Source organism: Streptomyces sp. HUAS MS02, from assembly GCF_055702265.1.
Window position 1 is genome coordinate 1,840,653 of record NZ_CM146747.1, and the last position, 11,980, is coordinate 1,852,632.

The 11,980-nt window shown below is 71.8% G+C and carries 10 protein-coding genes; 6 read left to right on the top strand and 4 right to left on the bottom strand.

Going from position 1 to position 11,980, the window contains the following annotated elements:
* Nucleotides 1-2 precede the first annotated feature (2 nt).
* The 4 genes from ACZ9QC_RS07910 to ACZ9QC_RS07925 are packed head-to-tail and all read right to left on the bottom strand — an operon-like array spanning nucleotide 3 to nucleotide 4,922.
* Entirely contained in the window at nucleotides 3-1,061 is a 1,059-nt protein-coding gene (locus ACZ9QC_RS07910) for an aldo/keto reductase (RefSeq protein WP_472919486.1), read from the bottom strand.
* Between the two features lie 11 nt (nucleotides 1,062-1,072).
* Nucleotides 1,073-1,864: a thioesterase II family protein gene (locus ACZ9QC_RS07915; protein WP_472919487.1), complete on the bottom strand. Its 792-nt coding sequence runs from the start codon at nucleotides 1,862-1,864 to the stop codon at nucleotides 1,073-1,075.
* A 12-nt stretch (nucleotides 1,865-1,876) separates the two neighbouring features.
* The gene (locus ACZ9QC_RS07920) at nucleotides 1,877-4,648 is read right to left on the bottom strand and encodes a type I polyketide synthase (protein WP_472919488.1); all 2,772 of its coding nucleotides are present in this window, start codon (nucleotides 4,646-4,648) and stop codon (nucleotides 1,877-1,879) included.
* The gene (locus ACZ9QC_RS07925; RefSeq protein ID WP_472919489.1) at nucleotides 4,641-4,922 is read right to left on the bottom strand and encodes a phosphopantetheine-binding protein; all 282 of its coding nucleotides are present in this window, start codon (nucleotides 4,920-4,922) and stop codon (nucleotides 4,641-4,643) included. The genes ACZ9QC_RS07920 and ACZ9QC_RS07925 overlap by 8 nt, the downstream gene beginning before the upstream one ends.
* Nucleotides 4,923-5,583: 661 nt before the next feature.
* On the opposite strand from ACZ9QC_RS07925, the gene ACZ9QC_RS07930 reads away from it, so the two are divergent.
* The 6 genes from ACZ9QC_RS07930 to ACZ9QC_RS07955 all read left to right on the top strand — a co-directional run bounded on the left by ACZ9QC_RS07930 (nucleotide 5,584) and on the right by ACZ9QC_RS07955 (nucleotide 11,971).
* A complete protein-coding gene (locus tag ACZ9QC_RS07930; RefSeq protein ID WP_472921628.1) occupies nucleotides 5,584-6,966 on the top strand; it encodes a class II 3-deoxy-7-phosphoheptulonate synthase in 1,383 nt (460 codons plus the stop codon).
* 43 nt (nucleotides 6,967-7,009) lie between these two features.
* On the top strand, nucleotides 7,010-8,194 hold the full coding sequence (gene aroC / locus ACZ9QC_RS07935; RefSeq protein WP_472919490.1) for a chorismate synthase: 1,185 nt from the start codon (nucleotides 7,010-7,012) through the stop codon (nucleotides 8,192-8,194).
* 41 nt (nucleotides 8,195-8,235) lie between these two features.
* Complete coding sequence (locus ACZ9QC_RS07940; protein ID WP_472919491.1) at nucleotides 8,236-8,736, top strand: shikimate kinase; 501 nt, start codon at nucleotides 8,236-8,238, stop codon at nucleotides 8,734-8,736.
* A 96-nt stretch (nucleotides 8,737-8,832) separates the two neighbouring features.
* The gene (locus ACZ9QC_RS07945; RefSeq protein WP_472919492.1) at nucleotides 8,833-9,870 is read left to right on the top strand and encodes a ketoacyl-ACP synthase III family protein; all 1,038 of its coding nucleotides are present in this window, start codon (nucleotides 8,833-8,835) and stop codon (nucleotides 9,868-9,870) included.
* A 107-nt stretch (nucleotides 9,871-9,977) separates the two neighbouring features.
* Nucleotides 9,978-11,681 (top strand): (2,3-dihydroxybenzoyl)adenylate synthase, encoded by a 1,704-nt coding sequence (locus ACZ9QC_RS07950; protein WP_472919493.1) that lies wholly within the window; start codon nucleotides 9,978-9,980, stop codon nucleotides 11,679-11,681.
* 38 nt (nucleotides 11,682-11,719) lie between these two features.
* Nucleotides 11,720-11,971, top strand: a complete 252-nt coding sequence (locus ACZ9QC_RS07955) for a phosphopantetheine-binding protein (protein ID WP_472919494.1) — start codon at nucleotides 11,720-11,722, stop codon at nucleotides 11,969-11,971.
* The last annotated feature ends 9 nt before the right edge of the window (nucleotides 11,972-11,980 follow it).

The window sequence follows — 11,980 nt, forward strand, 5'->3', positions numbered from 1 at the left end:
CCTCATGCGACCGGGGTGTCCCTGACCCGTACGCGTCCGGCGTCGCCGCCGAGCATCCGCTCCAGGGCGGCGGTGCTCACCTCGTGGGGCGAGCCGAGCGGCACCGCACTGACCTCGTCCAGACGGGCGAGCTGTTCACCGGTGAGCTCGACGTCGAGGGCGGCGAGGTAGTCGTCGAGCTGGGCCACCGTGCGCGGCCCGATGACGGGGACGAACGCGGTGCGGGCACGCCGGGCCCTCTCCCGCACCCAGGCGACGGAGACCTGTGAGGCGGGCGTCCCGGTCTCCTCCGCGACTGCCATCACGGCGTCGAGGACGGCGGTCCGCTGGTCGTCGCTCTCTGTGCGGATCACCCGGCCCTTCCAGTCGGTGAGCCGCCCCTCGGCGCCGGAGCGGTACTTGCCCGTCAGCAGCCCGCCGCCCAGCGGCGACCACAGCCCGGCGCCCAGGCCGAGACTCTCCGCCATGGGCAGCAGTTCCCGCTCGGCGGTGCGGTCGGCCAGGCTGTACTCGGTCTGGATGGCCACGACCGGCGCCTGGTGCCGGTACTCCGCGACGGTCACCGCCCGGGAGACCTGCCAGGCGGGGAAGTTGGACAGGCCCACGTGCAGGATCTTCCCGGCCCTCACCAGGGCGTCCAGGGCCGCGAGGATCTCCTCCGTGGGCGTGACCGTGTCGGGGAAGTGCGCCCAGTACAGGTCGATGTAGTCGGTGGACAGCCGTTTCAGGCTCGCCTCCACCGACCGGACGATGTTCTTGCGGCTGTTGCCGGTGCCGGAGATCCGGGGCTGCGGGGCCGATCCGTAACCGAACTTGGTCGCCACCACGAAGTGGTCGCGGTCGGCGGCGAGGAAGTCGCCCAACAGTTCCTCCGCCTGACCGAACTGGTAGCAGTCGGCGGTGTCGATCAGGGTGCCGCCCGCGTCGGCGAACCGGTCGAACACCTTGCGTGCTTCGTCGGGCTCGGCCCCACCGCCCCATCCGGTACCGAAGTTGACTGTGCCCAGCCCGTACTCCGACACCCGCAGGCCCGTGTCACGGCCGAAGGTCGTGTACCGCATGGCGACTCCCGTCACTGCTGTCCTCGGGGCACCCGGGCCCCCGGCATCGATTCGCCCACCCTGCGCAACAGTTCACGCCGCTCCGCCCGGAGGTAGAAGTGCCCGCCGGGCAGATGGACCGAATCGAACGAGGCGTTGGTGTGCGCCTGCCAGCCCTCGATGTGGAGGGTGTCCCGCTCCTCGGTGCCGGCGAAGGCCGTGATCGGGCGGTCGAGCGGCTCGCCGGGGACATGGTCATATGTTTCGAACAGCTCGATGTCGGCCCGGTAATGGGCGAGCACGATCTCCAGGAGCGCGGGGTTCGCGCGGACCGGCTCCGGCAACGGCCCCCATCGGCGCTCCACCGCGAGGAGCAGTTCGGCGTCGGTGAGCGTGTGCAACGGCGGGCCGGTGAGGACGACGGGAGGCGGCACGGCCGACGACAGGAACAGCCGCTCCGGCTGCTCCCGGCCGCGGTCGCGCAGGGCACGGGCCGTCTCGAAGGCGACCAGCCCTCCGAGGCTGTGGCCGAAGAACGCGAACGGCCGCTCGAAGACCACCTGTTCCACCAGCGCGTCGACCAGCGGCTCCATCCTCCTGTAGGGCGCTTCGGCACGGCGGGAGGCCCGGCCGGGCAGTTGCACCGCCCACACCTGTACGTCCGGCAGGTCGTCGGACCACCGTACGTACTCGCCGGGCGCCCCGCCCGCGGGGGTGAAGCAGTACAGGGCGGCGGTGGCCGCCGGCCGGTGCTCACGGCACACCAGCCACGGTTTCCCCGACACCGTGCGGGACGCACCGGCGACGGCTTGCTTTCCATCCACTGCGACGGCTCCTCAGGAAGTGGTGTTCGACGGGCTGTCGTGGCCGCCCGCGAGCGTGTCCACGAGCGCGGCGAACTCGGTCACCGTCTCGGCGTCGTACAGCGCCAGGACGTCGATCTCCACGCCGAAGTCCTCACGGGCACGGGACAGCATCTGGACGGCGATGAGCGAGTCACCGCCCAGGTCGAAGAAACTGCTCTCGGGGGCGACGTCCGCCAGGCCGAGGGTCTCGGCGAAGAGCCGGGCGACCCGGTGCGCGGTGCGCGCTCCCCCGCCCCCTCCTTCCGGCCCGTTCCCGTGGCCGGCGTCGTGCGCGACGGCCTTCTGCGCAACGGCCTCCTGGGTGCCGGCGGACACGGGTTCCGGTTCAGCCGCCGCCACGAGGTGCCGCCTCCGTTCGAACGGGTACGTCGGCAGCGGGACCCGGAGCCTGCGGGCCGCGTGGACCTCGGCCCAGGAGACCTCGGTGCCCGCCAGCCACAGCTCTCCCAGCGCGGTGAGCAGCGCGGGAGGCCCGTCGGACACGGCGTCCCCGGCCAGGGGTGCCAGGAGTACGTGGTCGTCCGTGTGTCCGGGGCGCCGCTGGGCAGCGGCCAGGGCACTTCCCACGCCGACCTCGACCAGGACGGACCGGGGGTCCTCCAGCACCAGGTCGAGGGCGCGCTGCCACTGGTTCTCCCCGCGCAGGTACGCGGACCAGTGCCCGGGAGCCGCCGCGTCCGCCGGGGTCAGCACGCGGCCCGACGCCCCGCAGACGACGGGGATGCCAGGGGCCCGGGGGCCGGCCTCGCGGACGAGGTCCTCGAAGCGGGCCACACCGTCCGTTCCGGGCGCCGTACCGGTCGTGCCCAGCAGCCGGATTCGTTCCGCCGCCAGCCGGATCGCGTCCCGAACGGAGAACACACCGGCCACCGCGGCGGCCGTCAACACGCCCACGCCCGTGCCCAGGACCGAGGCCGGCCGCACGCCCCACGCGATCAACGTCCGCGCCAGCGCGTACTCCTCGGCGAAGGCCAGCAGTTCGGCCGCGGCCGGGTGGCCGGGCCTCACGCCCGGTCGGAGGTCCCGCGCGTCGACGCTCCCGATGGCGCGCGCCGCGGTGCGGCAGGCATCGAACGCGCGGCGGAAGGCCCGGTGTTCCGTGTAGAGCCGCTCGGCTTCGCCGGGCGCTCCGGCGCCGGGGAACAGCAAGGTCACCGACCGGGTCTGGGGGGAACCGCCGGAGCCGACCAGGCGTCCGTCCGTGCCGGACAGCGCCCGCACGGCGTCCGGTGTCCCTCCGACGACCGCGTACCTGCGGTGGCCGTGCTGCCGGCGACCGGTCTGGAGCGTCCATGCCACGTCGGCGATCGGTGCCCCGGGGTGCGCGTCCAGATGGGCGGCAAGGTTCTCCGTGACCGCCTCCAGGGCGGTCCGGGTACGTGCCGAGAGGACCAGCAGCTGCCAGGGGGCGGCGGGTGCCGTCGGCGCGGCCGCAGGGGCTTCCTCCAGGACGACGTGGGCGTTGGTGCCGCCGATACCGAAGGAACTGACCCCCGCGCGCCGGGGTGTTCCGGCCGGCGTGCGCCATTCCTCCAGGCGGTCGGCCACCCGGAAGGGGGTGGCGGCGAAGTCGATCCCCGGGTTGGGTTCGCTGTAGTGCAGGCTCGGCGGGATGGTGCCGTGCTCCAGGGCGAGGACCGTCTTGATCAGGCCTGCCGCGCCGGCGGCGGCGTCGGTGTGGCCGATGTTCGTCTTGACCGACCCGATCCGGCAGAACCCGCTGCGGTCGGTGCCGTCCCGGAACGCCTTGGTCAGCGCCGCCACCTCGATGGGGTCGCCGAGCGGCGTGGCGGTGCCGTGGGCCTCCACATAGGTGACGGTTGCGGGGTCCACCCTGGCCACGGACAGCGCGTCCCGGACGACGGCGGCCTGCCCGTCGACGCTGGGAGCGGTGAAGCCGATCCGGTCGGCGCCGTCGTTGTTCACCGCCGTGCCCCGCAGCACGGCGTGGACGTGGTCGCCGTCCGACACGGCCTCCGCGAGCCGTTTGAGTACCACGATGCCCACGCCGTCGCCGCCCACGGTGCCGCCCGCGGCCGCGTCGAAGGTCCGGCAGACCCCGTCCGCGGACAGGATCCCGCCCTCGGTGTAAGGGCTGTTGCGGGCCGGGACGTGCACGGCGGCACCACCGGCCAGGGCCACGTCGCAGTCACCGGACAGCAGGGCCTGGACGGCCGTGTGGACAGCGACCAGGGAGGTGGCGCACGCCGCCTGCACCGTGACGGCCGGCCCGCGCAGCCCCAACTTGTAGGCGATCCGCGTGACCAGGTAGTCGTTGGCGTTGCCCAGCAGGATCTCCATGTCGCTCGCCCCCGACACGCTGTCCGCCCCCGACCTCGCCAGCTGGGCGTAGCGGGTGTCGGTGCCGCCGCCGTAGACGCCGATGGCTCCGGGACACCGGGCCGGGTCGTAGCCGGCGTGTTCCAGGGCCTGGACCGCGCACTCCAGGAGGACACGGTGCTGGGGGTCGATGATCCGGGCCTCGCGGGGCGAGTAGCCGAAGTAGTCCGCGTCGAACCACTCCGGTTCCTTCAGCAGGCCGCGGGCCGGTACGTACGAGCGGGTGGGGCCGCCGCCACCCGGGACCGGCCGCGGATCCGAGCGGGTCACGGTGTCCAGGCCGTCGGTGAGGTTCCGCCAGAACTGGCCGATGTCCTCGGCTCCGGGGAACCGGGCCGCCATGCCGATGACGGCGATGTGCTCGGCGTCGTCCGCCGGCTCGCCGATTCCGTCGTCACTCACGTGTCCCGCCCTGGTCCCGTGCGGCCGACCGGCTCCGCTGGGCACGCTGCTGCTGAAGTCGCGCCCGCCCGCCGGCCCGCTTCGCCGCGCTCCCGGAGTGAGTGGGTCCGGCCGTGTCGCCGTCGAGATGACGAGCCAGCGCCCGGATCGTCGTGTACGTGAACAGGTCGACCAGGGACGGCTTCTTGCCCAGCACCTCATCGATCCGGTCCTGGACCAGATGCAGCAGCACCGAGTGCCCGCCGAGGTCGAAGAAATTGTCCTCGACACCCACCTGACGCTCTTCCAGAACCTCCGACCATATTTCGGCGATCGCCCGCTCCGTGTCCGTGGCCGATGGCCGGGCAATTTCTCTCCCGGAAAGGTCGGTTAAGGAATCCTGCGGCTCCGGCTGAGAGTCCACTTTTCCTCCCATAGCTTTTCGCGGCCTTCCAGGGATTTCTAATTGACCGCCCCTGCACATGTCAACGGAGCTCATTGGACAGCCGCGCCGTACCGGGCCGCGGCGTGGCCGTCCAACTGGAGAATCTCGCCGGTTGGCGGCGCCGGGCTCCTCACCCGGTCCGCCGTCCCGGAGCCCGGTCCGACCCGACCGCCGGGCCGGTCACCGCGGCTGTGAACTGAGTAGATGCCACTCATGGCCCGGCCCGCAGGACTCGTGGTGTTCTCGTTCGGCCCCGACGACGTCGTGCGCATCGGTGGTGGACGCGACGGTCCGGACACCGGTGAAGCCGTCCCTGTCCGGTACCGGACCTCCCGACATCCGTGAATCCGGCGGACCGCGGAAACCCCCGCGAAAACACATGCCGGTCGACTTATGGATCACGGGAAAAATGGGCCGCCGGCAGGAGAAAGAGATCTCTGATTATTCCTGACACAAGACTGACACAAGGAAGTGAAGGCATGACATGCGCTCATTCCTGAAGGGCAGTCCCATGGCCTCGGGGAACGCCTCATCCCGGGACTCCTTGCGTACGTACCCGGCCGCCCAGCAGCCGGAGTGGCCCGACCGGTTCGCCCTCGACGCCGTCACGAGGAAGCTGGAGACCCTTCCCCCCCTGGTCTTCGCCGGCGAGTGCGACCGTCTCAAGGACCGGCTGGCCGCCGTGGCCCTCGGCGAGGCGTTCCTGCTGCAGGGCGGTGACTGCGCGGAGACCTTCGACGAGGTCCGGGCGGACACCACGCGGGACAAGCTCAGCACCCTTCTGCAGATGGCGGTGGTGCTGTCCTACGCGAGCTCGGTTCCCGTCGTGAAGGTCGGGCGGCTCGCCGGGCAGTACGCCAAACCGCGCTCGAAGCCGACCGAGACCCGGGACGGGGTCGTGCTGCCGGTCTACAGGGGCGACGCGGTGAACGGCTTCGACTTCACCGCGGCCTCCCGCGTCCCGGACCCGACCCGGCTGCTCACGATGTACCAGGCATCGGTGACCACGCTGAACCTGGTCCGCGCCTTCGCCTCGGGCGGGGACGCGAACCTGCGCCAGATCCACGGCCTGACCCGGGACTTCGTCTCCGGATCGCCCTCAGGACACCGCTACGAGTCCATCGCCGACGAGATCGACCGGGCGCTGCGCTTCATGCACGCCACCGGCGGCGGGGCGGACACCGAGGAGTTCTTCGTCTCCCACGAGGGGCTGCTCCTGGACTACGAGGCCGCGCTCACCCGCGTCGACACCTCCACCGGGCTGCCCTACGCGACCTCGGGGCACATGCTGTGGATCGGCGAGCGGACCCGGGATCTCTCCGGTGCCCACGTCGAGTACTTCTCGCGGATCAACAACCCGATCGCCGTGAAGCTCGGCCCGAAGGCCGACGCCGACACCGTGCTGCAGCTGATCGACCGGCTGGACCCGAAGCGCGAGCCGGGCCGGCTCACCCTCATCGTCCGCATGGGCGCGAACACGGTGCAGGACGCGCTGCCCCCGCTGGTGGAGAAGGTCACCGCCTCGGGGGCGAAGGTCGCCTGGGTGTGCGACCCCATGCACGGGAACACGCTGGAGGCTCCGTCCGGGCACAAGACCCGGCGCTTCGACGACGTGCTCGACGAGATCCGGGGCTTCTTCGACGTCCACCACTCCCTGGGCACCCATCCCGGTGGCATCCACGTGGAGTTCACCGGCAACGATGTCACCGAGTGCGTGGGCGGCGGGCACCAGATCCTCTTCGAGGACCTGGCCTCGCGCTACGAGTCGGTGTGCGACCCCCGGCTGAACCGGAGTCAGTCCCTCGACCTCGCCTTCCTCGTCTCCGAGTTCCTCGGGACACGCGACCGCCGCCCGGCACAGCCGCTGTCCGTGACGAGCGGTCCGCCGCTCTGATCCCGCGCCCGCATCCCTGTCAGAACTCGTGAGGAGAGCGTCGTTGAGCAGTTTGCGTTGGCTGACGGCCGGTGAGTCGCACGGCCCCGCGCTCGTGGCGACCCTGGAGGGACTGCCCTCCGGTGTCCCGGTGACGAAGAGGATGGTGAGCGAGGCGCTGGCGCGGCGCAGGCTGGGCCATGGCCGCGGCGCCCGGATGGCCTTCGAACGTGACGAGGTCACCTTCCTCGGCGGCGTACGGCACGGGCTGACCCTGGGCTCCCCCGTGGCCGTCATGGTCGCGAACACCGAGTGGCCCAAGTGGCAGCAGGTCATGGCGGCCGATCCGGTGGCCCCGGAGCTCCTGGCCGGCCTGGCCCGCAACGCACCGCTCACCCGCCCCCGCCCGGGCCACGCCGACCTGGCGGGCATGCAGAAGTACGGCTTCCCCGAGGCACGGCCGGTACTGGAGCGGGCCAGTGCCCGGGAGACCGCGGCCAGGGTCGCGCTGGGCACGGTGGCCCGGTCCTACCTCCGCGAGACCACCGGCGTCGAGATCGTTTCGCACGTCGTCGAGCTGGCGGCGGTCGGCACCCCGTACGGGCTGCTGCCCACGCCGGAGGACACCGAGCGGCTGGACGCGGACCCGGTGCGGTGTCTGGACCCGGACACGAGCGAGCGGATGGTCGCCGAGATCGACAGGGCCCATGCCGACGGCGACACCCTCGGCGGTGTGGTGGAGGTGCTGGCCTACGGAGTGCCGGTGGGGCTCGGCAGCCACGTGCACTGGGACCGGCGTATCGACGCCCGCCTGGCGGCGGCCCTGATGGGCATCCAGGCCATCAAGGCGGTCGAGGTCGGCGACGGGGCCGAACTGGCCCGGGTGCCCGGCTCCCGGGCGCACGACGAGATCGTCCCCTCGCCGGGCGGACTCCGCCGGGCCTCCGGCCGGAGCGGCGGTACCGAGGGCGGGCTGAGTACCGGCGAACCACTCAGGGTGCGGGCGGCGATGAAGCCGATCGCCACCGTGCCCCGCTCCCTGGCCACCGTCGACGTGACCACCGGTGACACCGCCCGCGCGCATCACCAGCGCTCCGACGTGTGCGCGGTCCCGGCCGCCGGAATCGTCGCCGAGGCGATGGTCGCCCTGGTCCTCGCGGACGCCGTCGCCGAGAAGTTCGGTGGCGACTCCGTGCCGGAGACCCGCCGCAACGTCATCGGGTTCCTCGACCACCTGGCCGTCCGGTGACGGGGCGCGCGCCGGGACCGGCGGTGGTTCTGGTCGGCCCCATGGGGGTCGGCAAGACCACGGTCGGCCAGGTGGTCGCGGGACGGCTCGGGCTGCCGTTCAGGGACACCGACGCCGACATCGTGGCCGCGCAGGACAGGTCGATCGCCGACATCTTCGCCGAGGAGGGCGAGGCCCGTTTCCGGGAACTGGAGCGGACAGCGGTCCGTACCGCCCTGGCGGAGCACACCGGTGTCCTGGCCCTGGGCGGCGGGGCGGTACTCGACGCCCGGATCCGTGCCCTGCTGGCCGGGAAGCCGGTGGTGTTCCTGGACATGGAGCCGCACGACGCCCTCCAGCGCGTCGGAACCGGCCCCGTACGGCCTCTGCTGGGGGTCGGTCCTGAGGCGGTCCGGGCGGTTTGGCGCGCGACGCGCGCGTCGCGCCGGCCCCTGTACACCGAGGTGGCCCGCGTGGTGGTCGACACCGGCGGCCGTACCCCCGAGGACGTCGCCGACATCGTGCTGGAGGCGTTGGCGGCGACGTCGGCGCCAGGACGCTGAGTAGCGCCTACTCAGGAAGCCACCGTGGTCGCCGTGCTCTGCTGAGCCCGGCTCGTCCGCGGAAGACGACATGCGCAGGGAGAGGCAAGTACCGCGATGAAACTTGAGAACATCTACCTCGCCGGGGTGGGCACCTACATCCCCGAACTGATGCCCGTCGAGCAGGCGGTGAAGGCCGGTCTCTACACCGAGGAGGAACACCGGGCCTCCGGCATGGAATCGGTGGCGGTCGAGGACAGCCTCGGCGCACCCGACATGGCGATCCGGGCCGCCGAGATCGCGATACGGCGGTCGGGGCACCACCCCGACGACTTCGCCTCTCTGCTGCACAGCACCACGTTCCTGCAGGGCCCGCACGACGGCTGGTCGCCCTCGCACTACATCCTGCTGAACACGCTGGACCGGCCGATCAGCGCCGCCGTGATCCAGCAGGGCTGCAACGGCCTGATGACCGGGATCGAGATGGCCGCCCACCGGCTCATCGCGTCCCCCGACAAGGACGCCGCCCTGGTGACGGGAGCGGACAACTTCAACACCCCGTTGGTGGACCGCTGGCGCGCCTCCGGACTGTTCTTCATGGCGGACAGCGGCTCGGCCATCGTGGTGTCGCGGCGCGGTGGGTTCGCCAAGGTGCTCGCGGTCGGCTCGGTCTCCGACCCGAAGCTGGAGTGGCGGCACCGCACCGAGGGTTCGCTGATGCCGCCGCGCGAGGCGTCGCACAAGCTCCTCGACTTCGAGACCCGGGTCAAGTTCTGGCAGCGCAAGTGGGCCGAGGGCGCCCCGCCGCCCGGGGGCAACTTCATCGATCTGCTCGCCGACGTCGCGCAGCGCACCCTGGCCGAGGTCGGCCTGACGATGGACCAGGTCGCGCGGGTCACGCACGTCGGCTTCCACCACGACTCCCTCCACGCCCTGTATCTGGAGCCGCTCGGTATCGACGCCGACCGCGGGACCTGGGAGCACAGCCGGCGGATCGGTCACGCCAGCATGTCCGACGTCGTCATCGGACTCGAACACCTGTGGCTCACCCGCCAGGTGAACCCGGGCGACCGGGTGCTGATGATCGGCACCACCCCCGGCATGGAGGTCGGCTGCGCGGTCGTGGAGATCACCCAGGGACCGGACGACGCGTGACCGCCTCCGCGGTCCGGGGCGCGCCGGGCCGGGGCGCTCCCCCGCTCCCCGCGCCGACCTGTTCTCACGAGATGCCCACGCCCACGAACGACCGAAGGAGACGACCGATGCTCGACGGATGCACGCCCTGGCCGGATGAGTATGCCGAGCGGTACCGCGCGCAGGGCTACTGGAGCGGCGAGACCATGCTCGACGTCCTGGAGTCCTCGGCCGCGCGGCACGGCTCCCGAACCGCGCTGGTCCAGGGGGATCACCGGGTCTCCTACGACGAGCTGGCCAGGCGGTCCCGCCGGGCAGCGGTCGGGTTCCGGGAGCTGGGAATCGCCGCGGACGACCGGGTGGTGGTCCAGCTGCCCAACGTGGTGGAGTTCGTGGTGGTCTGTTTCGCCCTGTTCCGGCTCGGGGCCAAGCCCGTCTTCGCGCTCCCGTCGCACCGGGCCAGCGAGATCCGGCACCTCGTCGACATCTCCGGTGCGGTCGGCTACGTCCTGCCCGGCGTGCACCGCGGCTTCGACCACCCCGCCCTCGGCCGCCGGATGCGCGACGAGACCGACACACTGCGGTACCTGTTCACCCTCGACGAAGCGGCGGCGGACGACGGCATCGTCGCCCTCTCCGCGGTGGAGGCGGCAGGGGCCGCCGCCGATCCGTCCGGCAGTGCGTCCTTCCCCGTCCCGGACCCTGCCGACGTGGCGTTCTTCCTGCTGTCCGGCGGGACCACCGCCCTGCCCAAGCTGATCCCCCGCACCCACGACGACTACGTGTACATGATGCGCGCGGCGGTCGAGGCGATCGGGCTCACCGAGAACGACGTGTACCTCGCGGTGCTGCCGGTCGAGTTCAACTTCACCTTCGGCTGCCCCGGCGTGATCGGCACCCTGCTGTCCGGCGGTACGGCGGTGCTCGCGTCGGACGCCACGCCGGAGCTCTGCTTCCCGGTCGCCGAACGGGAGAAGGTCACCGTCACCTCGGTCGGCCCGAGTGTCGTCCAGCTCTGGCTGGACGCCGCGGAGTGGATGAAACCCGACCTGTCGTCCGTACGTGCCCTCCAGATCGGCGGCTCCAAGCTCCACCGGGACCTCGCAGAACGTATCCGGCCCGAACTCGGGTGCGGAATACAGCAGGTCTTCGGCATGGCCGAGGGACTGATCTGCTTCACCCGGGAGGGCGACTCCGAGGAGGTCCTGCTCACCACCCAGGGCCTGCCCATCTCCCCCGCCGACGAGATGAAGATCGTCGACGACAAGGGCCAGGAGGTCCCGGCCGGAACGATCGGCGAACTGCTGACCCGGGGTCCCTACACTCCACGCGGCTACTACCGGTCCCCGGAGCACAACGCCCGGGCCTTCACCGAGGACGGCTTCTACCGCAGCGGCGACCTGGCACGGCTGACGCCCGAAGGGCGGCTGGTCATCGAGGGCCGGATCAAGGACCTCATCAACCGGGGCGGCGAGAAGGTGTCCGCCGGCGAGGTCGAGGGGCACCTGGAGACCCACCCCGCGATCGCACGGGCGGCGGTCGTCCCCGTGCCGGACGACTACCTCGGCGAGCGCATCTGCGCCTACATCGTCCCCGTCGGCACGCCTCCGTCGCTGCCGGAGATCAAGGCCGCGCTGACCGAACGCGGGCTGGCCGCCTACAAGTTGCCGGACCGTGTGGAGGTCGTGGACGAGCTGCCGGTCACCGGCCTCGGCAAGATCGACAAGAAGATCCTGGCGGCCCGGAGCCGCGGCGCGGCCACCCCCGCCGCCTCGGCCTTCCTGGCCGCCACCCACGCCGCGGGGACGGACCCGGACCGTCCCGCCAGCTGACGCGGCACCACGACAGCGACAGACAGAAGGGCACCACCATGGCCGACGAGCCGGTCTCCACCTCCGATCAGGTACGCAACGCCGTAGCGGCGCTGATCGGAACCGCCCCGCACGACATTCCGGGGGACGCCAACCTCGTGTTCCTCGGGCTCGGTTCCCTGGACGTCATGCGACTGAGCAGCCGCTGGCGCCGCGAGGGCCTGCCCGTGGAGTTCGAGGTCCTGACCGCCGACCCCACGATCGACAGCTGGGTGCGTCACCTCGACTCCCTCCGTCCGCGCTCCAACTGATCACCTCGT